Source organism: Allobosea sp. P2_B12 (assembly GCF_056404835.1).
Genome location: NZ_JBFUDG010000018.1, coordinates 18501 through 40061, shown reverse-complemented (window position 1 = coordinate 40061; position 21561 = coordinate 18501). Strand labels below are relative to the sequence as shown.

Sequence of the window (21561 nt, the reverse complement as noted above, 5' to 3'; positions counted from 1 at the left end):
GGCTTAACCGGCTCGGGGGCCGGGACTGGGGCCGCCGCTGGCTTGCGCCCAAGCCCAATCGATTTTGCCAATACTGACCGCGCCTCGGCATAGCTGGGAGCGACCATCGGGTAGTCGGCTGGCAAGCCCCATTTTACGCGGTACTCCTGCGGCGTCAGCCCATATTTATTCCCGATATGACGCTTCAGCGATTTGAATTTCTGGCCGTCTTCCAGGCAAATCAGGAAGTCCGGGGTGATCGATTTCCTGATCGAGACAGCGGGCACGAGCGGCTCAGCCGGCGCGGCGGCTGGCGCGCTGCCGAGCTTCGCCAGCGCGGAATGAGTGCTGGCGATGAGGCCGACCACGTCAATGGCGGGAACATTATTGTGGCTTACATAGGTCGCGACGATAGAAGCTGTCAGTTCCAGTAGCTCTTCTTGATTCTCGGACGTTCGGATTCCTGCGTCTAGGAGAATGGCAGGCGCTAACAGACGGCGCCGAAGCAGAGACGGGCTCTGCGAGTGCATGTGATTAGCGTCCAGATCCATGCGCGTGCAAGCAATCTTACTGTCGTTGCAGGCGTGCAGTCAGTTCATGAATCCTAGCACCTGGGCACACCCGCCGCACAATCTCGCAAAGATAAGGACGATGCGTCAGGTACATCACCAGCCCCATCTCGCCGAAGAGCCGGAACACCTTTTCGGCCCGGAAATCGTAAAATGTCCCCGTAGTATTCAATTATTAAAACAGCTGCGACACGATGTGATTGCAGACAATTTGGGAATCCGAGCTGCGCGATTCGCGTGTTCAAGTGCACGCTGTGACGAGAACGGCCGCATTCTCGTAATTAACTGCCAAGTGACAACCAATTCCAACCGAGATTCGGTACCTCGAATGAATCGTTGAGGCTTAGCCGATGGGAGTTCTTCGGCCTCGGCCAGTGTCCCATCGACATCAAAAATCATCGCCTTCGGCCAACGCATGATGCTGCAGTCGCTCATTTTGCAACCAGCCCCTTGCGCAGCTCCTCCATGTTCATGACCACACACGGCTTGTCCATATCGGGCAGATCATAGCGCCAAGCACCGTAATTGACCCCGATGAAGGCAGTGTCCGCGTTCAACGCCGTGAGATAATCGACACGCATGTCGCCGACATAAACGGTCGCGTCCGGAGTGGCCCCGAGCTCCTCGATCATGGCCAGTAGCGACGATGGATCGGGCTTCATCGCAAACGCCCCCCGCCTATCCAACCATCGATAATCTCAGCCGCCCTAAGCATCTGCAAGACGCGTCCGGCGAGATCATGCGGCTTGTTGGTGCAGACGCCCAACCTGACTCCGTCGCGCCGCAGCCTTCGCAGCAGGTTTTCGCGCCAGGATACAGCGTGGAGGCGTTGACTGGCACGGAATGAGCGAATGTCATGAAACGCTCCGTCACCCTATTGCATCGATCCGGATCGACAGTGGCGCCCTGATGGTCGATCGTCTTCCTCACAAGGGCCGCGACGCCATCGCCGATCACGGTGCGGACATTGGCCAATGGAACAGTCGCGAGGCCCCCGCAGCTCAGCGCATGGTTGAGGGAACTCGCGATGTCCGCAGCGCTGTCGACAAGCGTGCCGTCGAGATCGAAGATGACCGCGCCCAGCTTTGATCGCGGCTTGTGGCGATACTTCATGACGTCCCGTTCACGGCGGCGGCACGGATCGCCTCCATCCTCGCGCGATAGTGAGCGGGTCCGTCCTTCAATACGGCCGACCCGGCGACAAGAGTGTCCGCGCCTGCCGCGTATAACGCGCCGCAGTTCGCCGGTCCGACGCCGCCATCCACTTCGATGCGCAGAGTCAAGCCCCGGTCGCGCGCCATGCGCCGCACGGCTGCGACGCGATCGACAGCGTCGGGAATGAAGGCCTGGCCGCCGAAGCCCGGATTGACGCTCATGACCAAGACGAGATCGACCAGCCCGATCACCGGCTCTATCACCGCGAGCGGCGTCCCGGGGTTGAGCGTGACGCCGACCTGCTTGCCGAGACCTCGCACGGTCTGCAGCGAGCGATGGAGATGAGGCCCGCTCTCGGCATGAACCGTGATCACGTCCGCTCCTGACATGGCGAAAGCCTCCAGGTAGTTATCCGCCGGCGAGATCATCAGATGGACGTCGAGGACCTTGTCGGTGTGCGGGCGTATGGCCTTCACCACATCCGGCCCAAAGGTGATGTTGGGCACGAAATGCCCGTCCATCACGTCGCAATGAATCCAGTCGGCGCCGGCGGCGTCCAGCGCACGAACCTCCTCGCCAAGACGGGCAAAATCGGCCGATAGGATCGACGGCGCGATCAACAGCGGGTTTGGCATTGTCGGAATTCCACTACTAGGCCGCCGAAACGCGGCTGTCGGCAGCCTGCGCGAAGATGCGGCTGGCGAGGATGTCTTCGGGCTCCAGCGTCATGATCGTCTCGGCGTTCAGCGGCGCGTCGAGATCGGCTACGAGCCGGTTGGCCTGGCGCAGGCGGGCGCGGTCGAGCGCGTTGCGGATCGAGCGCGCGTTGGAAAAAAGCGGCTGGGATTTCCGCGCAGCGATGTATCTGCGGAAGGCGTCCTGCGCCGCGCTGCTGAAGCGATAGTTCTGGCCGGCCAGCATCAGCTCGGCGATGCTGAACAGCTCCTCGTTGCCGTAATCGGGAAAATCGATGTGGTGGGCGATGCGCGAGCGGAAGCCCGGGTTCGAGCGGAAGAACGTCTCCATGCGCTCGGCATAGCCGGCGAGGATGACGACGAGGTCGTCGCGCTGGTTCTCCATCACCTGCAGCAAGATCTCGATCGACTCCTGGCCGTAGTCGCGCTCGTTCTCGGGCCGATAGAGGTAATAGGCCTCGTCGATGAACAGCACGCCACCCATCGCCTTCTTCAGGATCTCCTTGGTCTTGGGCGCGGTGTGGCCGATATATTGCCCGACGAGATCGTCGCGCGTCACCGAAATGACATGGCCGCGCCGGACGAAGCCGAGCCGGTGTAAGATGTCAGCCATGCGCATGGCGACCGTGGTCTTGCCGGTCCCCGGATTGCCGGTGAAGGACATGTGCAGCGTCGGCTGGCCGGCGCTGATGCCCATCTTTTGACGCACCTTTTCGATCAGCAACAGCGAGGCGATCTCGCGGATGCGGGTTTTGACCGGCTTCAGGCCGATCAGCTCCCGGTCGAGCTGCGCCAGCACCTCAGCGATGCCGGCACCGTCGAATTCCTCGCGAAGGGAGATGCTGGCGGGCGGGCCGCCACCTGGGTTCTCGTCCGAATCCTCAGACACGGGCTGCGCCCGATGACAGGGTCTGCGTCAGCGCTGGGCGGCCAAGCTCTTCCCCTCCCCCTTTTGGGGAGGGGATAGGGGTGCGGGGCGAGCGACCGGGCGAGCGGTTTGTAAGAGGGTGCTGGCGGTTGTGCTTGATCGATATGAAGCTCACCCGGTCGTTCGCCCCCCCTCTCCAACTCTCCCCCACGAGGGGAGAGAGAGTGCGCGAACTCATGAGAGACCGAGCCTGCGCCTCAAGACCCATAACGCTCCCCTTCCGGCCGGTCGGTCGCGTAGGCATGCGTCACATAGCGCTGCTGGCGGCCTTTTGCCTCCTGCCGCTCCAGCCGGAAGCCGGGCTCGACCTTGGGCCGGTTAACCATGAAGGAGATTCGCACCGACTCCCAGCCATGGCCGGCGTCGAAGCCAGACATCCGGATATAGCGCTCGCCATAGACCCGACGGCACTCGCTGAGTTCCATCATCACGCCGGCCGGGTCCGTGAGGTCGTACATCGGCAAGCCCCACATCTCCCAATAGGTGTTGCGGGGATGCGGGTCATCGGTGAACTCGATGTTCACCGCCCAGCCCTTGTCGAGGCAGTACTGAACCTGCGCCTTGATCTGGTCGTCGGTCAGGTCGGGCAAATAGGAGAAGCAGCCTTGGGTCACGCGCATGGTCGTCCTCCTCACATCGAGACGCTGGCGACGGGCGCGAAATCGGGCGCGTCCGTGGATTCGTAGTTGAAGGCGACGTTGCCCCAGGTCTCCAGCGCGGCCTTCAGCGGGGTGCAACTCTGCGCCGCCTTCGCCAAGATCTCCGGGCCCTCGTGCAGGTAGTCGCGGCCCTCGTTGCGGGCCATAATCATGGCCTCCAGCGCGACGCGGTTGGCGGTGGCGCCGGCCTGGATGCCCATCGGATGGCCGATCGTGCCGCCGCCGAACTGCAGCACGACGTCCTCGCCGAGATGGTCGAGCAGCTGGTGCATCTGGCCAGCATGGATGCCGCCCGACGCCACCGGCATCATCTTGTTCAGGCTCGCCCAGGGCTGGTCGAAGAAAATGCCGTGTTCGAGCTTTTGCGGATTATGGTCCTCGCGGCAGATGTCATAATAGCCGCGCGTCGTCGCCGGATCGCCCTCGAGCTTGCCGACGACGGTGCCGGCATGGATATGGTCGATGCCGGCGAGCCGCATCCATTTCGCGATGACGCGGAACGAGACGCCGTGGATGCGCTGGCGCGTATAGGTCGAGTGCCCGGCCCGGTGCAGGTGCAGGATGATGTCGTTCCGGCGCGCCCATTTCGCCATAGACTGGATCGCGGTGTAGCCGATGACGAGGTCGATCATGACGATGCAGGAACCGAGCTCGGCCGCGAACTCCGCCCGCTCGTACATGTCTTCCATCGTGCCGGCGGTAACGTTGAGATAGGTGCCCTTGACCTCGCCGGTCGCGGCCTGCGCCTTGTTGACCGCCTCCATGCAGTAGAGGAAGCGGTCGCGCCAATGCATGAAAGGCTGCGAGTTGATGTTCTCGTCATCCTTGGTAAAGTCGAGCCCGCCCTTCAGCGCCTCGTAGACGACGCGGCCGTAGTTGCGGCCAGACAGCCCGAGCTTGGGCTTGACGGTTGCCCCCAATAGCGGCCGGCCGAAACAGTTCAGCCGCTCGCGCTCGACGACGATGCCAGTCGCCGGCCCCTGGAAGGTCTTCACATAGGCGGTGGGCAGCCGCATGTCCTCTAGCCGCAGCGCCTTCAGCGGCTTGAAGCCGAAGACGTTGCCGATGATCGAGGCCGTCAGGTTGGCGATCGAGCCCGGCTCGAACAAATCGAGATCATAGGCGATGTAGGCGAAGAAGGAGCCCGGCGCGTTGGGCACCGGATCGACGCGATAGGCTTTCGCCCGGTATTTCTCGGCGGCCGTCAGCCGGTCGGTCCAGACCACGGTCCAGGTCGCAGTGGAGCTCTCTCCCGCCACGGCGGCCGCCGCCTCGATCTCGTCGACGCCGTCCTGCGGGGTGATCCGGAACAGCGCGATGATGTCGGTGTCCTTGGGGACGTAGTCGGGTTCCCAATAACCCATCTTGCGGTATTCCATGACGCCGGAGCGGTAGCGCTCCTTGCCGGTCACCGTCAGGGATTGCTGGTTCATCTGGGAGTTCCTCGGTGGTGGCTGGTTGGACAAGAGGTTTTCAGGCGGCGACCGCGAGAGGGTCGATCCGCGGGTCGAGCTCGCCGGCGCGGTAGCGCTTCGCCATGGCGGCGATCGGCAGCACCTTGATCTTGCCGGCTTGTCCCGCCGTGCCGAACTGCTCGAAGCGTTCGCGGCAGAGATCGGCCATTGCGTCCATTGCGGGCTTCAGGAACTTGCGCGGATCAAACTCGGCTCGCGCCTGCTGGCCGACGCGGCGGAACTGCGCCGTCATGGCGAGCCGGCAATCGGTGTCGATATTGACCTTCCGCACACCGTGCCGGATGCCGCGCACGATCTCATCGACCGGCACGCCCCAGGTCTGCGGCATCTCCCCGCCATGGGCGTTGAAAATGTCCTGCATCGTCTGGGGCACGCTGGAGGAGCCGTGCATCACGAGGTGGACGTTTGGCAGCCTGCGATGGATCTCCTCGACGACCTGCATGGCGAGGATGTCACCATCGGGTTTGCGGGTGAACTTGTAGGCGCCGTGCGAGGTGCCCATGGCGATGGCAAGCGCATCGACCTTGGTCTCGGCGACGAAGCGGACGGCCTCGTCGGGATCCGTTAGCAACTGGTCGTGGCTGAGCTGACCTTCGGCGCCATGCCCGTCCTCGGCCTCGCCTTGTCCGCTTTCCAAGGAGCCCAGTACTCCAAGCTCCCCCTCGACCGACGCGCCGATCCAATGGGCCATGTCGACGACGCGGCGGGTGATCGCGACATTGTAGGCGTAGTCGGCAGGGGTCTTGGCGTCGGCCTTGAGCGAGCCATCCATCATCACCGAGGTGAACCCGTGCCGGATCGCGGTGGCGCAGGTCGACTCGTCATTGCCGTGGTCCTGATGCAGACAGAGCGGGATCTGCGGATAGATTTCTTCCAGCGCCTCGATCATCTTTGCCAGCATGATGTCGTGCGCGTAGCTCCGCGCGCCGCGGCTTGCCTGGATGATCACGGGCGCGTCGACCGCTTCGGCCGCCGCCATGATGGCGAGCCCCTGCTCCATGTTGTTGATGTTGAAGGCGGGCACGCCATAGCCCTGTTCGGCGGCGTGATCGAGCAGTTGGCGAAGCGTGATGCGGGCCATGGTCAGGCGCTCTCCAGTTCGGGGTGACGATGCAGCGCCTCTACCCCTGGCAGCGGCTTGCCTTCCATCCATTCAAGGAAGGCTCCGCCCGCCGTCGAGACGTAAGTCAGGTCGTCGGCGACGCCGGCATGGTTCATGGCAGAGACGGTGTCGCCGCCACCTGCGACGGCGACCAGCGTGCCGGCCTTGACGCGCTTGGCCACGACCTTGGCGACGGCGACGGTGGCGGTGTCGAAGGGCGGCAGTTCGAAGGCGCCGAAGGGTCCGTTCCAGACCAGCGTCCTGACCGTGTCGAGCTTCAGCACGACCTCGGCGACGCTGAGGGGGCCGGCGTCGAGGATCATCTCGTCGGCCGCGACCTCGCCGACCTGGACGACGCGATGGCCGGGATGGGCCTTGAACTCGCGGGCGACCAGCGCATCGACCGGCAGCATGATCTCGCAGCCGGCGGCCTTGGCCTTCTCCTCGATCTCGCGGGCGGTGCCGGCCAGATCGTGCTCGCAGAGCGACTTGCCGACATCGATGCAACGCGCGGCGAGGAAGGTGTTGGCCATGCCGCCGCCGATGACGAGGACATCGACCTTCCGGACGAGATTGCCGAGCAGATCGAGCTTGGTCGAGACCTTGGCGCCGCCGACGATCGCCATCACAGGCTTCGCTGGATTGTCGAGCCCGGCCGACAGCGCCTCCAGTTCCGCCTGCATGGTTCGGCCGGCGAAAGCTGGCAGCACACGGGCGAGGCCTTCGGTCGAGGCATGGGCGCGGTGCGCGGCCGAGAAGGCGTCGTTGACGAAGAGGTCGCCATTGGCGGCGAGCGCCTTGACGAAGTCCGGATCGTTCTTTTCGTCGCCGGCGTGGAAGCGGGCGTTCTCGAGCAGCAGAACGTCACCGCTCTTAGCCGCCGATACCGCCCTGGCAACATCCTCGCCGATGCAATCCTCGACGAAGGTCACGGGCTGGCCGAGCGCATGGGCCAGCGCTGGCACGACCTGCTTCAGGCTGTTCTTGTCGTCACGGCCTTTAGGCCGGCCGAAATGGGCGAGCAAAACGACCTTGGCGCCCTTGGCCGACATCTCGCGGATCGTCGGCAGGATGCGGTCGATGCGGGTCGCGTCAGTGACCTTGCCGTCTTCCATCGGGACGTTGAGATCGACCCGGACAAGCGCGCGCTTGCCCGAAAGTTCGGCGTCGTCGAGGGTGGGGAAGCGGGCCATCATCTCGGCTCCCTGCCACTGCGCGAGACGATTAAGGTCTTCATCGCCGCAGTCTCGATGGTCGCTGCCGTCAGCCCGAATTTTTCGAACAGCACGTCAGCAGGCGCGGAGGCGCCAAAGCCGTGCATGCCCACGAAGGCGCCCTCGCTGCCGAGCCAGCGATCCCAGCCCAGGCTCACCGCGGCCTCGATACCGATACGGGGTGCGCGCCCCAGAATCGCCTGTCGCACGGAGGCTGGTTGGGCCGAGAAGCGTTCAAAGCAGGGAATGGACACCACCGCAGCTTCGACCATCTTTTCGTGCAGCGCGTCGGCAGCTGCCAATGCCAGCGCGACCTCGGAACCCGTTGCAATCAACGTGATATCCCGCTTGCCGTTTGGTTCACGGACAACCCACGCGCCATCGCTAACGGTTTCGCCAGCTTCATATGGTCTCGGGAGCATCGGCAGAGCCTGCCGAGTCAGACACAGCACCGACGGGCCATCGTGAGCCAGCGCGCAGGCCCAGGCCTCGGCTGTCTCGACCGCGTCGGCCGGCCGGAACACGAGCAGGCCCGGAATGGCTCGCAGAGAAGCCAGATGCTCGACCGGCTGATGCGTAGGCCCGTCCTCGCCTAGCCCGATCGAATCATGCGTCATGACATAGATAACGCGCTGCTTCATCAGCGCCGAGAGGCGAATCGCGGGGCGACAGTAATCGGCGAAGACGAGGAACGTTCCGCCATAGGGGATGAAGCCGCCATGGAGGGCGATGCCGTTCATCGCGGCGGCCATGCCGAACTCGCGGATGCCGTAATGGACGTAAGAGCCGGCGAAATCGCCGGGCGTCACTGGCTTCTGGCTCTTGGCGTGCGTCAGATTGGAGTGCGTCAGGTCGGCCGAGCCGCCGAGCAGGTCGGGAATGGCAGGCGCGATCGCGTCCAGCACCTGCTGCGAAGCTTGTCTCGTCGCAATCTTTGGCGCATCGGCGAGAAAGCGCGTGCGGATCGTCGCCAACGCTGACCGGCCAACGTCCCCGATATCTCCCGCGAGTGCAGCAGCGAACCGAGCCCGAACGTCAGACGGCGCACCCGTCAGGCGAGCCTGCCAGTCCCTGCGCGCCTTGGCGTTCTTTTGCCCGGCTCGTATCCAGGCGTCCCCGACTTCCGCAGGCACTTCGAAGGGCGCATGAGGCCAAGCCAGCGCGGCCCGCGTCGCCGCGACCTCGTCGGCGCCCAGCGGTGCGCCATGGACCTTTTCCGTTCCCTGACGATTGGGTGAGCCGAAACCGATGATGGTTCTGCAGGCGATCAGCGATGGACGCGGATCGGCCTTGGCCGCCGCGATCGCCTCGGCCACCATCTCCGGGTTGTGTCCGTCGATCCGAGCGGCGTGCCAGCCGCTGGCGGCGAAGCGTGCGAGCTGGTCGTCCGAACAGGACAGCGCCGTCGCGCCGTCAATCGAAATCGAATTGTCGTCGAAGACGACGATCAGCCGGCCCAGCCGCAGATGCCCCGCCAGCGAGATCGCCTCATGGCTCAGCCCTTCCATCAGGCAGCCATCGCCGGCGATGACATAGGTGTGATGATCGACGAGGTCGTCGCCGAAGCGGGCGTTCGACAGCCGCTCGGCCAGCGCCATGCCGACCGCTGTCGCAAGCCCCTGTCCGAGAGGTCCGGTCGTCGTCTCGACACCGGGTGTATGGGCATGCTCCGGATGGCCGGGCGTCAGCGAGCCCCACTGCCGGAAGGCCTTGAGCTGCGCGATGTCCATGCCTCGATAGCCGGTCAGATGCAGGAGCGCATAGAGCAGCATTGAACCATGTCCGGCCGACAGCACGAAGCGGTCACGGTCGGGCCAGGCGGGGTCGGCAGGATCAAATTTCAGGAACTGCGCAAACAGCACGGTCGCGACGTCGGCCATTCCCATCGGCATGCCGGGATGCCCCGACTTGGCCTTCTCGACCGCGTCGATGGCGAGGAAGCGGATCGCGTTCGCCATGTCGCGATGCATCGCCGCCTCGTGCCCGAGAGCTATGGGTGCCATCTTGTTCATGCGCGCCTCCGCCGTTCCACGAGTTGCAGGATCATCGGGGTCAGGATCAGCTGCATAGCGAGGTCGAGCTTCCCGCCATCAATGACGATCGAATTGGCGCGCGACATGAAGCTGCCGGCGATCATCGAGCGCAGGTAGGAGAAGTCGATCCCGCGCGGGCTCTTGAACCGGATCACGACCATGGATTCGTCGGGCGTGGGGATCCAACGCGCGACGAACGGGTTCGAGGTGTCGACCGTCGGAATGCGCTGGAAGTTGATGTCGGTCTGCGAGAATTGCGGGCAGATGTGGTGGATGTAGTCCGGCATGCGCCGCAGGATCGTGTCGGTCACGGCCTCGGTCGAATAACCCCGCGCCGACCGGTCCCGGTGCAGCTTTTGGATCCATTCGAGGTTGATCACCGGCACGACTCCGATCTTGAGATCAGCGTACTGGGCGATGTTCAGCGTCTCGTCGCAGACCGCACCGTGCAGACCCTCGTAGAAGAGCAGGTCGGTGTCGGCGGGCAGCGGCTCCCAATCTGTCATCTTGCCGGGCGGCACGCCGTAGGTCTCGGCCTCCTGAGCATCGTGGATGTAATGGCGGGTCTGGCCCGCGCCGGTCTCGCTATAGGACTTGAAGACCGCCTCCAGCTCTTCGAGCAGGTTGGTGGCGGGGCTGAAATGGCTGACATGCTTGTTGCCCCTGGCGGCCTCGTCGGCCATCAGCTTTCGCATCTCCAGGCGGTCGTAGCGGTGGAAGGCGTCGCCCTCGATATAGGCTGCCGCAATGGTTTCGCGCCGGAATATCTGCTCGAAGGTGCGCTTCACCGAGGTGGTGCCTGCCCCGGAAGAGCCGGTGATCGAGATGATCGGATGCTTGATCGACATCAACCGATCTCCGCTCAGGACCGGAACAGGCCGCGCCGCCCGAACAGCGGCGCGACGGACTGGTCATCCGCCGGGGCGGCATGAAGCATGTCGATGCGTGAGACCTCTTCGGGCGCGCCGAAAATCAGCGGCACGCGCTGGTGCAGGCGCTGCGGCAGAATCGTCCGGATCGGCCGATAGCCGTCGCTAGCGGCTCCACCCGCCTGTTCGATCAGGAATGCGACGGCCTGCGCCTCGTAGACCAGCCGCAGGCGACCCTCATGATAGCCAGGCCTGGCATCGCTGGGATAGAGAAACACGCCCCCGCACAACAGGATGCGGTGCGCCTCGCCGATCATCGCGGCATACCAGCGGGTGTTGTAGTCGACGCCCAGCGGCCCTGATGAGCCTGCGAGACAATCCTCGACGAACTGACGCACTGGCGGGTCCCAGTGCCGGGCGTTCGAGGCGTTGATTGCATAGTCGCGCGTGCCGCGCGGTATGCGGATCCCTGTCTTCGTGCGCAGGAAGGCAGCCGCCTTCCGTTCCAGCACGAAGACATCGACGCCGGACCCCGTCGTCAGAACCAGCGTCGTCTGGGCTCCGTAGAGCACATACCCTGCGGCAAGCTGGGCCTCACCGGTCGAGGCGAAAGCTCCGAGTTCCGACGCATCGCCCGCATCCGCCGCCCTTATCGAGAAGATCGTCCCGATTGCCCCGTTCGTCGCGATGTTGGCGGAGCCGTCGACGGGATCGACCGCCACCGCGAGAGGGCCGTTGCCGGGCAGGTGCTGAATCTCGTCGCTCTCTTCCGAGGCGATCTGTGCCACCGGGCAGCGCGACAGCGCCGCGAGGATCAGGTCGTTGGCGATTAGATCGAGCGCCTTCTGGGCGTCGCCATCGGAAGTCGCGCCGGTTGCGCCCGCCAGATCGCCGGCCAGGCCGCCTTTCGAGACCAGTTCGGAGATCGAAACCGCTGCCTGTGCCAAAGCGAGGATCGTGTCGACGACCTGCGTCTGCAGCTCGCCACCAGTTCGATAGGGCGCAAGACATTGCGCCAGCGACGGTTGGTCCAACACGAGCTTCCTCCCCAGGAGCCTTCGAACGCGGCGCTGCCTCGCTAGGCCGAACCGTCCATTGACTTCACATTCGGGCTTCTAGATTAAAAGGGAAATTTATTCTTCTATTGATGGACCAAAGAATGTCTAATGACAGTCGCCATCTCCGCGATGCCACGCTGCGCCAGTTGCGGGCGCTGGCCATCGTGGCCCGGAGCGGGAGCTACACCGCCGCCGCGACATCCATCGGCGTGACGCAGCCGGCCGTTTCGCTCCAGATCCAGACCCTGCAGGAGCGGATGGGCCTGCCCCTGTTCGAGCGCGCCAACGGGCGCCTCGTCCCGACGCAAGCGGGAGTTCTTTTGGTCGCGCTCTCACAGCACATCGAGACGCTCGTCCTCGAGACCGAGCGTCAACTCGCTGCCATGCGCGCTGGCCAAGGCGGCGAGGTCTCGATCGGTGCAGTCAGCACCGCGAAATACTTCGTGCCTTTCATCATTTCGGCCTTCCAGCAGGCGCACCCCAACATCGAGGTCCGGCTGGTTATCGGCAACCGAGGCGAGATGCTCAGCCTGATGCGGAGCAACCAGCTCGACCTCGCAATCATGGGCCGGCCGCCGGATGATCTCCTCGTTGAAAGCCAAAAGTTGGGCGATCATCCGCATGTCATCATTTGCGCGCCCGGACATCGCCTTGCCGGCAGGACCAGCGTCGAGGTCGCCGGGCTCGAGGCGGAAACCTTTCTCGTCCGCGAGCCGGGCTCGGGCACCCGCATTCTGATGGGGCGCTACTTCGCTGAGCACGCAATGGCGCCACGGATCGGCATGGAGATCGCCAGCAACGAGACGATCAAGCAAGCCGTCATGGCCGGCCTGGGCATGGCATTCATCTCTAGCCACGTCATCGCCGCCGAAGTTGCCGACCGGCGCATCGCCATCGTCAAGGTCAAGGGGCTGCCTCTTCTGCGTGAATGGTTCGTGATCCGCCGCCCCGAGCGCGCGCTGTTGCCGGCTGCGGCGCGCATGTATGCGTTCCTGTCCGAGCAAGGACGCCGACACCTGCCGGAATTGCCCCAAGAGTCTGTTTGAGAATGCTCACGGATGAACGATGCGCCGCAGCATGAGGCTTCCGAGTGCGACGTGGATCATGGCCTCGGAGACGCCGAGGCGCTGTTCGTAGTCTCGGACGAGGCGCTTCCACCGGGTCATCCAGCCGAAGGTGCGCTCGACGACCCATCGCCTTGGCAGCACCTTGAAGCCGGGCTGCTTGTAGGTGCGACGAACGATCCCGATGACGAAGTCGCGATGGGCGGCATACATGAGGCGGGTGCGATCATAGGCACCGTCGGCGAACAAATGCTTGAGCCAGGGCCAGCGCTCGCGGTCGGTCGTCGGCTTGCGTCCGCGTTTCGGCACCAACGGCCGGAACGGATGGTTGAAGTGCCACTCACATCCATCAGATCAGTCGGTAGCGCTTCGCGCGCTTCTCAAATGCAGCCCCCGGCCACGGCTGGCTCGGATCCACATCCGAAGCTGACGCATGCCGCCGCAATCGCCTCAACCCATTCTCTAACGGTCTCTAAGCAGCAATTCGCAGATTGTCACACGAATGGTTTCATGCGTTGCGGTTGATGTCGATGACGCTCTTGTGGATGGCGGCTTCGAGATGTTCGGCATCGGTGAAGGTCGCGCTCGCCACGACGCTGGTCGATCTACTCCGGCACGACATCGCGCTAACAGGCTGCGACCATGACCAGTACGGCGTCTGCACCGTCCTGATCTACGGAAAGAGGATCAACAGTTGTCTCCAGCTCGCGATGATGTAGGACGGCAAGGCGGTCACCACGATCGAGGGGCTGTCGCAGGACAGTGCGCTGCATCCGCTGCAGGCGGCCTTAGTCGAGCGCGACGCTCTCCAGTGCAGCTATTGCACGCCAGGACAAAGCTGCTCCGGCGTGGCGCCGATCGAGGGGGGGCGCGCCACCACTCGCGAGGACATCACACGCTGAGCCAGGGTCAATCCGATGCCCAACGCCGAAGTCGTCATGCGTCAGCTGCCAGCATGGTTCGATCACTACACCCGGCTTCACCCGCATAAGGGGCTGGGATACCGTTCACCGCTAGTGCTCATCGCAGACCGCTCAACCAAGGAGGACATGTCCGACCAATCGGGGGCTTTTTCGGGGGTTGTTTGCAGCCGGGCTTGAGAAGTCCGCGCACAGAACGTAAAGTTGCTTTGCAGTTTTGCGACGGAGGACTGGCTTGGCCACATTTCAGACGGTTCTTGTGAAGTCTACCGACGCCGCCGTTCTTGAAGGGGTCTCGCGCGCGCTCAGCGAGGCCGACGGATACCGTCTCATTTTCAGCGAGGACGACAGGTCAGCGATCCGCAGGCTTGAAGAAGTGAACGTGAACCTCTTCCTTTACGACTGCTGCGACGAAGTTTCCCAGGACGAAAGCGCGCTGTTGCGGTCACGTTTGGCGCATACCTCCTGTACGCGCATCCTCCTTCTTGACCCCGATAAGGTCAGATCCGGCCACGAACTGGCGAACCGGACGGCTTCGTACCTGTTTCTGTTCAAGCCGGTAGAGGCGATGCAGCTTAGCCTTGTTGCGAAGCGGGCGCTTGAACATGTCGAACTGTCGCGGCGTCACCGTATCCTAAGTCGCGAGCTAAAGCTGTCACTCGACGATGACATCTTCCACGGAGTGAAGGAAAGCTCTGTCCAGGGTGGCTATTCGCAGTTCGAGCGGCTGGTCTTTCTCAGCCCGAAGATGGCCGAACTGGTCTCCGAGGCGCAGATGGCCGCTAAAACCAACATGCCGGTGCTGATCCAGGGCGAGACCGGCACGGGCAAGGAGCTGTTAGCCCGCGCGATCCATTTCAACTCGCCGCGGCGCAAGTCGGCGATGCTGGTGCAGAACTGCGGCGGCATCGCCGAGAACGTGCTGCACTCAGAACTTTTCGGGCATGTCCGCGGGGCCTTTCCCGGCGCAATCTCCGACCGACTGGGGCTGTTTCGTGCGGCCGATGGCGGCACCATCCTGCTCGACGAGGTGTCCGACATATCGCCCCAGTTCCAGATCGCGCTACTGCGCTTTCTGCAGGAGGGTGAGGTGAAGCCCCTAGGTTCGGATACCATGCTGCACAGCGATGTCCGCATCATCGCGGCATCGAACAAACGGTTGGAACGGTTGGTCGAGAAGGGCAGCTTCCGCCGCGACCTTTACTTCCGTCTGCGAGGCTTCCAATTGAACGTTCCATCGCTGGCCGAACGCCCCGAAGACATCCCCGTACTGACGCGCTTCTTCGTCGAGAAATATGCGGGCGTCGTCGGCCGGAATGTACTTGGGATCACGGCGGACGCCTTGCAGCGGCTGGAGGCCTATGCCTTTCCCGGCAACGTCCGCGAGCTCGAGACCGAAGTTCAGCGCATGGTCGCGGTAGCCGAGCAGGGCGGCTACATCGCCTTCCGGCACCTCTCCGACAAAATCTCCAAAACTCCAGTGTATGATCGCGACAAGTTGTCTGCACTGACTTCAGAAGGTAGCCTCAAAGACATCGTCGAACGAGTGGAGCGGTCAGTGGTAGAGCGCGCTCTGGACCGCCACCAATGGAACCAGAGCAAGGTTGCCGCCGACCTGGGGCTGTCGCGGGTAGGACTCGCCAACAAGATCAAGCGTTACGACATCCAGCGCAAGCGACGGGCATGACAGAGGAAAGCTGTTCTGATGACCCTCTCGGCCTAATTGCGTTGCCTTTCCGGATCCGAGCAAGCGTTGGCCGAAATCGCAGGCTCCACTCAAAAACTTAGGCTTGGCCCCACTGTTCGAGACACTTGGACCCGTCGCGATGAACCCAAACGGACGCTAGTGCAACCACTGCGTCGGGGTTTGGTACAGTCACTTGGGAGAATCGCGCTGCCCATCTTTCGGCGGCCGCCGCTGAACCCGGCTGCCAAAATAGCAAACTAAGTTTGCAGTATGCAGTTTGTTTCATAGATTCCACCTTTTCGGGGCGCAAGTTGATTTCGAGTTGCGCGCTATGGCCGATATCCTGCCCGTCTCAGGATCGACCCTCACAAGAGTCGATCGGGTCGCTACCCTTGGCTGGGGGGCCAAGGCAGCTCAACGAGAGGGAGGAAGAAAATGGCCAATCTACTTTGGCTGCAAGGTGGTGCGTGCTCGGGGAACACGATGTCGTTCCTCAATGCCGAGGAACCGAGCGCGTGTGACCTTGTGACCGATTTCGGCATCAACATCTTGTGGCAGCCCTCGCTTGGGCTGGAGCTTGGCGAAGACGTCAAGACCATCCTGAAGAAATGCATCTCGGGCGAGATCAAGCTCGACATCTTCGTGTTCGAGGGCACCGTCGTGAACGCGCCCAATGGCACCGGCGAGTGGAACCGCTTCTGCGGCCGCCCGATGAAGGAGTGGGTCAAGGAACTGTCGGCAGCGGCGGATTTCGTCGTTGCGATCGGCGACTGCGCCACCTATGGCGGCATCCCAGCGATGGCGCCGAACCCATCCGAAAGCGTCGGCTTGCAATTCCTCAAGCGTGCCAAAGGCGGCTCGCTCGGCACCAACTTCAAGGCGAAGTCGGGCCTTCCGGTCATCAACATCCCGGGTTGCCCGGCGCATCCTGACTGGGTCACGCAGATTCTGGTCGCGGTCGCGACGGGGCGAGCGGGCGATCTGACCCTTGACGAGTTCCACCGGCCGAAAACGTTCTTCTCGTCCTTCACGCAGACCGGTTGCACCCGCAACATGCACTTCGCGTACAAGGTCTCGACCACCGCCTTCGGGCAGCGCAAGGGCTGCCTGTTCTACGATCTGGGTTGTCGCGGCCCGATGACGCACAGCCCCTGCAATCGCATCCTCTGGAACCGCCACTCGTCGAAGACACGGGCCGGCATGCCTTGCCTTGGCTGCACGGAGCCTGAGTTCCCCTTCTTCGATCTGAACCCTGGCACTGTCTTCAAGACCCAGACGGTCATGGGTGTGCCCAAGGACATGCCTACGGGCGTTGACAAGGTCGGATACATCAAGCTGACCGCCGCCGCCAAGGGCATGGCCCCCGCTTGGGCGGAAGAAGACATCTTCGTCGTTTAAATCCGTTCAGGGAGGAACAAAAAAATGACAGCACTATCCAGCGTCGAGACTCTCGACATCTCTCCGGTCGGTCGCGTCGAAGGCGATCTCGATGTGCGCGTTGATATCCAGGACGGGGTGGTGACCAATGCTTGGACGCATGCGGAACTGTTCCGCGGCTTCGAGGTGATCCTGAAGGACAAGGACCCGCAGGCCGGGCTCGTGGTGACACCGCGTGCCTGCGGCATCTGCGGTGCCTCGCACCTGACCTGCGCCGCCTGGGCGCTTGACACCGCCTGGGGCACGACCGTGCCGCGTAACGCGATCCTTGCACGTAACCTCGGCCAGATCGTGGAGTCGCTGCAATCGCTGCCGCGCCACCACTACGGACTCTTCATGATCGACTACACCAACGCCAACTATGCGGCGAGCCCGTTCTACGAAGAAGCGGTCAAGCGCTATTCGCCCTTCACCGGCACCTCCTATGAGGCTGGGGTGACGATCTCGGGCCGACCGGTTGAGATCTACGCGCTCTTGGGCGGTCAGTGGCCGCATTCGTCCTTCATGGTGCCGGGCGGCGTGATGTGTGCCCCGACCCTGACTGACGTGACGCGTGCGTGGGCGATTCTCGAGCATTTCCGCCAGAACTGGATCGAACCGCTTTGGCTCGGCTGTTCGATGGAGCGCTACGAAGAGATTCAGACCCTCGAGCAGTTCGAAGCTTGGCTGGACGAAAGCCCGAAGCATGCCAATTCGGACTTGGGCCTGTTCTGGCGCATGTCGAAGGAGATCGGGCTGCAACACTATGGCAAGGGCCACGGCAAGTTCGTGACTTGGGGCTACCTGCCGCACGAAGACAAATACAACAAGCCGACGATAGACAGCCGTTCAGGCGCAGTGATCATGAAGGCCGGTACCTATGACGGTGCCACCGACAGCTTCGGCCCGATGGAGCACATCTTCACCCGCGAAGATACGACCCATGCCTGGTATGACGAAGGCAAGACCGGCGTTCATCCTTTCGACCGTACCACCAAGCCGGTCGCGAAAAACATCGTCGATACGAATGGAAAATACTCCTGGAGTACCGCCGTGCGGCACGCCGAGAGCGGCGCGCTGGAGGCCGGTCCGCTGGCACGGCGTCTGATCGCTGGAAACACGACCGGGCAGGCATTCCAGCATTTAGATGGTCTCGTGCTCGACATGTACCGCAAGATGGGCGGTGCCTCGATCATGCTGCGACACTTCGCGCGGATGCACGAGCTGTGTATCCTCTATCGCGAGGCCGAGCGCATCCTGCGCGAGTTCCGCCTGAACGACGAGTGGTACATCAAGCCGACTGAACGGGACGGCAAGGGCTGGGGTGCCACCGAAGCGATCCGTGGCGCGCTGTGCCACTGGATCGAAGTTAAGAACGGCAAGATCGCGAACTATCAGATCATCGCACCGACGACCTGGAACGTTGGCCCGCGCTCCGCCGACGGCCAGCGCGGCCCGATCGAAGAGGCCTTGCTCGGAACCCCGATCAAGAACAAGCATGATCCGGTCGAGGTCGGCCATGTTTGCCGGTCCTATGACAGCTGCCTCGTCTGCACCGTCCATGCGCATGACGGCGACACCGGCGAGGAGCTGGCGCGCTTCCGGACCGCCTGACCCATCTCCCCCGAAGCAATCTCGCCTTACGGCGGAATTGCTTCGGGAGAAACGCACACCGGTGGGGGAGGCCGTCATGAGCGAGAACAAGGATGCGCTGGCCACGGCGCGAGATAGGAAATACTTCACAGACCGCTACGGCCTTTCTCCGGCTGATGCGGATCATGACATGTTGCTGCGCATGATCGAGGATATGTTTGCGGACGGGCTTGTTACAGAGGTCAAACCGTTCCCTGAAACGAACCGCGAGTTCGGCAAACTACTGGACATTCTGCGGCCGCTGAGCGCTGACGAGCTGCGCCAGAAACTGGTGATCTCGGGCTGGCTTCTGGAGCCTTACGGACCGGACCGGATGCGCTGCCAGGAGTGCATGTACTATCTAGTGCACCGACGCTGGTGCGATCTGCCTGAACTCAACTTGCCTGCCAAGCCGGACTGGTGGTGCAGGCTCTGGCGCATATGAAAGTCCAGGCATGATGGACATGGATGCCTTACGTCGCTCAATCGCCGACCGCCTCTCGGCGGGGCTGCAGACCGAAGTCTGGCCACGGGCCGAAACAAGCGAAGAGGTCAACGCCATCGTCAACCGGCTTCAGCTTGAAGCCGGCGACGACCTCGATAAGAAGCTGATCATCGCAGGCTTTACCGACCACACGATTGAAGCTGAGGGCATGCCGCAACCCTGCGAGACCTGCATGTATTACAAGGTCCACGCTAGGTTCTGCGATCTTCCCGAAATGATGCTTCCGGTCGAGCCTGCATGGTCCTGCAGGTTGTGGCGGATTTGACCGGGCAGCAAATCGTCGTTCTTGGCTGCGGAAATTCGAACCGCAGCGACGACGGGGCGGGACCTGCAGTGATCGACATGCTTCGCAACCGCCAGTTGCCAACGGCGGTTCGCCTTTTTGACGTTGGTACCGACGGTATGGCCGTATTATACAAAGCGCGCGGCGCCACCCATCTGCTGATTATAGACGCTCGTGTTCCCATGGGAACACCAGGTTCGGTCTACGAAGTACCGGGCGAGGTTCTTGCAGCACCACCGGCGCGCGGAGCAGGCCTGCACGAATTTCGCTGGGACAACGCGATCTATGCCGGGCAGCGCATCTATGGCAACGCGTTTCCCGCGCACGTGACAGTCTTTCTGATCGAGGCAGAGACACTGGCGCTTGGATTGTCTCTCAGCCCTGCAGTCTCCACTGCAGTCGAGCTTGTTGCAAACAAGGTGACTACCCTGCTGCAATACTGGACTTCGACATGAGCATCGTTATCGCCGTCCGTGACGGATCTGTCTATCTGCCGGCGCCGGTTGTCGAGACCTATCTTCAGGGTGTCGCGGCGGTTGTGGTGCTGATCCGGGACCAGACGCTGATGGTTCTGCCAGTTCATCATGCGACGGCCGGAGGCTGCTTGCTTAAACTGCGCAACGCCGCCGGCGACCGCGTCGCGCAGGCGCGCGACGTATTTCAGGCCCAAGGGCTGCTCGACATGGCGGTGTCCGATTTGCCGGTGCACTGGAATTCCGAGATGTGCGCCCTTTGCGCTCCAATCCCGACAATTCAGCAAAGTTAGTTTGCAAACAAGAAAGAAAGTAGACGGTTGAGCGTTAATGCTCTAGGGTATCTGGGATAACGCGACCGCTAGAGTCGCGCAGGGAGGACTCGGTGGGCGCATCAAGCCGCACAAAGCAACAGGTCGACGCGGCGCTTGCGGCGGTCGAGGACGCAGACGCATCTGAATCCGACAAGGCACAGATGCTGATGGAAATTGCGATGGGCCTGCAACAGGCCCCGCGCGACCCTGAGGACCTGCACGCGGCCGTCGATCTTTATCGCCGGGCGATCGCTCTGGTGCCGCCAAACGAAACATTGGGTGCCGCGCGCATTCGTGCGCGGCTTTCGACCGCACTGATGGCAGTGCCTGCCAGCGACGCAGAGGCGATCAAGGCGGCGCGGTTGGAGATGACGACCGCCATTGCAACTCTGACGGCAGAAGGATCGGATGCCGAAATCGCCGAGGCCGAAATGAACCTCGGGCTGATCTGCCAGACTATGGCGGGGATGGGACTCGCCCCGATCCAGCCTGCGATTAGCGCCTATCAGCGCGCCCTGCGCACCTTTGACCGGACTGCTTTTCCCAAGGAATTCGCTATCCTGCAGAATAACCTGGCCACGGCCTTCCTGTCGATGCCGTTTACCGACGAGTCGGGCAAAATGCGCGAGGCGTTGGCTGTTCAGGCATTCGAGGAAGCGCTGCGTGTCGTAACGTTGATCGACCAGCCGGTCGAGTATGCGATGCTCCAGAACAACCTTGGCAATGCGCTGCAATATGTGTCTTCGGCGCACCGGGTCGAGAACGGCTTTCGCGCGCTCGAGGCCTATGACGAGGCGCTGAAGGTTCGCACACTTCGCGACATGCCCGAGGCCTATGCGAACACCATCGCCAACAAGGCGAACTGCATGGCGAACCTGCCCGACGATCCGGCGAACCCCGAGACGGGAAACCCGCGCAACGTCGCGGCGGCGGTGGCCCTGCTGCGCGAGGCCAAGGGCATATTCGCCGCCCGCGGGGTCGAGGACAAGGTGCAGGCGGTCGCCGAGGCGATTACCGAACTTTCGTCGCACCTCGCTCCCCACGGCGCGTTCGCGCCCAACGCCATGCACTGACCACACCGAACAAACTCGAAGAAGGAGACCATCGCTTGATCATATTTGCTGCATTGGCCACAGGATGCCTCGCTGCGCTGCTTACTGGAGCCGTGGGCGGTGTCGCGGTCGGAAAGTCAGCACTTGGAACCGAACTCGCCGCCTATATGGGCGGCCTTTACGGCGCAATCGCCGGTGGGGCGGCCGTCGTCGCGACCGTCGTCGTTTTGTCGCTGACCTGAGGGAGGACCGCACATGTTCGCCATGGCTATGAATTCTGCGAAACTCTTCTTCGCCGGAAAATTGTTCAAGAACAATGGACAGGTGATCCTCCAGCTTACTCTCGGTTCCCTTGCGGGAACCGTTGTCGGCGTCGGGGTCGGTCAAATCGCCCCCATCTGGGCGGCGGCACTTGCTGCGGGAGGCGTGACCGGACTGATCCAGCCTTTCCTCCTCAAGAACGTGAAGTACGCGTGATC

At 62.8% G+C, this 21561-nt stretch carries 25 protein-coding genes and 2 pseudogenes; 14 read left to right on the top strand and 13 right to left on the bottom strand.

Going from position 1 to position 21561, the window contains the following annotated elements:
* The 12 genes from AC1DYU_RS25505 to AC1DYU_RS25450 all read right to left on the bottom strand — a co-directional run.
* On the bottom strand, positions 1 to 509 hold a 509-nt coding region (locus tag AC1DYU_RS25505), incomplete at its 3' end, for a Ros/MucR family transcriptional regulator (RefSeq protein ID WP_476794064.1).
* Positions 510 to 979: 470 nt separating this feature from the next.
* Positions 980 to 1210, bottom strand: coding sequence for an HAD family hydrolase (locus AC1DYU_RS25500; protein ID WP_476794063.1), 231 nt, complete (start codon positions 1208 to 1210; stop codon positions 980 to 982).
* A gap of 16 nt (positions 1211 to 1226) precedes the next feature.
* A complete protein-coding gene (locus AC1DYU_RS25495) occupies positions 1227 to 1661 on the bottom strand; it encodes an HAD hydrolase-like protein (protein ID WP_476794062.1) in 435 nt (144 codons plus the stop codon).
* A complete protein-coding gene (gene rpe / locus AC1DYU_RS25490) occupies positions 1658 to 2338 on the bottom strand; it encodes a ribulose-phosphate 3-epimerase (protein WP_476794061.1) in 681 nt (226 codons plus the stop codon). The genes AC1DYU_RS25495 and rpe overlap by 4 nt, the downstream gene beginning before the upstream one ends.
* Before the next feature lie 16 nt (positions 2339 to 2354).
* A complete protein-coding gene (cbbX, locus tag AC1DYU_RS25485) occupies positions 2355 to 3287 on the bottom strand; it encodes a CbbX protein (RefSeq protein ID WP_476794060.1) in 933 nt (310 codons plus the stop codon).
* Between the two features lie 236 nt (positions 3288 to 3523).
* A complete protein-coding gene (locus AC1DYU_RS25480; protein WP_476794059.1) occupies positions 3524 to 3946 on the bottom strand; it encodes a ribulose bisphosphate carboxylase small subunit in 423 nt (140 codons plus the stop codon).
* Positions 3947 to 3957: 11 nt separating this feature from the next.
* The gene (locus tag AC1DYU_RS25475; protein WP_476794058.1) at positions 3958 to 5418 is read right to left on the bottom strand and encodes a form I ribulose bisphosphate carboxylase large subunit; all 1461 of its coding nucleotides are present in this window, start codon (positions 5416 to 5418) and stop codon (positions 3958 to 3960) included.
* Between the two features lie 40 nt (positions 5419 to 5458).
* Positions 5459 to 6541 carry a class II fructose-bisphosphate aldolase gene (fba, locus tag AC1DYU_RS25470; RefSeq protein WP_476794057.1) on the bottom strand — a complete coding sequence of 361 codons (1083 nt, stop codon included), beginning with the start codon at positions 6539 to 6541 and terminating at the stop codon, positions 5459 to 5461.
* A 2-nt stretch (positions 6542 to 6543) separates the two neighbouring features.
* Positions 6544 to 7755 (bottom strand): phosphoglycerate kinase, encoded by a 1212-nt coding sequence (locus AC1DYU_RS25465; RefSeq protein ID WP_476794056.1) that lies wholly within the window; start codon positions 7753 to 7755, stop codon positions 6544 to 6546.
* Positions 7755 to 9788 (bottom strand): transketolase, encoded by a 2034-nt coding sequence (gene tkt / locus AC1DYU_RS25460; protein ID WP_476794055.1) that lies wholly within the window; start codon positions 9786 to 9788, stop codon positions 7755 to 7757. Before tkt ends, AC1DYU_RS25465 begins: the two co-directional genes overlap by 1 nt.
* Complete coding sequence (locus tag AC1DYU_RS25455; RefSeq protein ID WP_476794054.1) at positions 9785 to 10657, bottom strand: phosphoribulokinase; 873 nt, start codon at positions 10655 to 10657, stop codon at positions 9785 to 9787. Before AC1DYU_RS25455 ends, tkt begins: the two co-directional genes overlap by 4 nt.
* 14 nt (positions 10658 to 10671) lie before the next feature.
* The gene (locus AC1DYU_RS25450) at positions 10672 to 11715 is read right to left on the bottom strand and encodes a class 1 fructose-bisphosphatase (RefSeq protein WP_476794053.1); all 1044 of its coding nucleotides are present in this window, start codon (positions 11713 to 11715) and stop codon (positions 10672 to 10674) included.
* Positions 11716 to 11825: 110 nt separating this feature from the next.
* On the opposite strand from AC1DYU_RS25450, the gene AC1DYU_RS25445 reads away from it, so the two are divergent.
* Positions 11826 to 12782 carry a LysR substrate-binding domain-containing protein gene (locus AC1DYU_RS25445; RefSeq protein ID WP_476794052.1) on the top strand — a complete coding sequence of 319 codons (957 nt, stop codon included), beginning with the start codon at positions 11826 to 11828 and terminating at the stop codon, positions 12780 to 12782.
* 6 nt (positions 12783 to 12788) lie between these two features.
* On the opposite strand, the pseudogene AC1DYU_RS25440 reads toward AC1DYU_RS25445, so the two are convergent.
* A pseudogene (locus AC1DYU_RS25440) lies at positions 12789 to 13076 on the bottom strand (transposase); the annotation flags it as partial.
* Positions 13077 to 13330: 254 nt separating this feature from the next.
* Between AC1DYU_RS25440 and AC1DYU_RS25435 the strand changes: the two are divergent.
* From AC1DYU_RS25435 to AC1DYU_RS25375, 13 genes and pseudogenes are all read left to right on the top strand, one after another.
* Positions 13331 to 13519, top strand: coding sequence for a hypothetical protein (locus tag AC1DYU_RS25435; RefSeq protein WP_476794051.1), 189 nt, complete (start codon positions 13331 to 13333; stop codon positions 13517 to 13519).
* A 21-nt stretch (positions 13520 to 13540) separates the two neighbouring features.
* Positions 13541 to 13702: a 2Fe-2S iron-sulfur cluster-binding protein gene (locus AC1DYU_RS25430; protein ID WP_476794066.1), complete on the top strand. Its 162-nt coding sequence runs from the start codon at positions 13541 to 13543 to the stop codon at positions 13700 to 13702.
* A 6-nt stretch (positions 13703 to 13708) separates the two neighbouring features.
* A pseudogene (locus tag AC1DYU_RS25425) lies at positions 13709 to 13900 on the top strand (integrase core domain-containing protein); the annotation flags it as partial.
* A 55-nt stretch (positions 13901 to 13955) separates the two neighbouring features.
* Complete coding sequence (locus AC1DYU_RS25420) at positions 13956 to 15407, top strand: sigma-54 dependent transcriptional regulator (RefSeq protein WP_476794050.1); 1452 nt, start codon at positions 13956 to 13958, stop codon at positions 15405 to 15407.
* 435 nt (positions 15408 to 15842) lie between these two features.
* Entirely contained in the window at positions 15843 to 16805 is a 963-nt protein-coding gene (locus AC1DYU_RS25415) for an NADH-quinone oxidoreductase subunit B family protein (protein ID WP_476794049.1), read from the top strand.
* Positions 16806 to 16898: 93 nt separating this feature from the next.
* On the top strand, positions 16899 to 18437 hold the full coding sequence (locus AC1DYU_RS25410) for a nickel-dependent hydrogenase large subunit (protein WP_476794048.1): 1539 nt from the start codon (positions 16899 to 16901) through the stop codon (positions 18435 to 18437).
* Between the two features lie 76 nt (positions 18438 to 18513).
* Positions 18514 to 18900 (top strand): hypothetical protein, encoded by a 387-nt coding sequence (locus AC1DYU_RS25405; RefSeq protein ID WP_476794047.1) that lies wholly within the window; start codon positions 18514 to 18516, stop codon positions 18898 to 18900.
* Positions 18901 to 18910: 10 nt separating this feature from the next.
* Positions 18911 to 19225, top strand: coding sequence for a hypothetical protein (locus tag AC1DYU_RS25400; protein ID WP_476794046.1), 315 nt, complete (start codon positions 18911 to 18913; stop codon positions 19223 to 19225).
* Positions 19198 to 19698 carry a hydrogenase maturation protease gene (locus AC1DYU_RS25395; protein ID WP_476794045.1) on the top strand — a complete coding sequence of 167 codons (501 nt, stop codon included), beginning with the start codon at positions 19198 to 19200 and terminating at the stop codon, positions 19696 to 19698. The genes AC1DYU_RS25400 and AC1DYU_RS25395 overlap by 28 nt, the downstream gene beginning before the upstream one ends.
* Entirely contained in the window at positions 19695 to 20009 is a 315-nt protein-coding gene (locus AC1DYU_RS25390; RefSeq protein ID WP_476794044.1) for a hypothetical protein, read from the top strand. Before AC1DYU_RS25395 ends, AC1DYU_RS25390 begins: the two co-directional genes overlap by 4 nt.
* A gap of 92 nt (positions 20010 to 20101) precedes the next feature.
* Positions 20102 to 21103 (top strand): hypothetical protein, encoded by a 1002-nt coding sequence (locus AC1DYU_RS25385; RefSeq protein ID WP_476794043.1) that lies wholly within the window; start codon positions 20102 to 20104, stop codon positions 21101 to 21103.
* 35 nt (positions 21104 to 21138) lie between these two features.
* Positions 21139 to 21324, top strand: coding sequence for a hypothetical protein (locus AC1DYU_RS25380; RefSeq protein WP_068078336.1), 186 nt, complete (start codon positions 21139 to 21141; stop codon positions 21322 to 21324).
* A gap of 13 nt (positions 21325 to 21337) precedes the next feature.
* Complete coding sequence (locus AC1DYU_RS25375; protein ID WP_476794042.1) at positions 21338 to 21559, top strand: hypothetical protein; 222 nt, start codon at positions 21338 to 21340, stop codon at positions 21557 to 21559.
* Positions 21560 to 21561 lie beyond the last annotated feature (2 nt).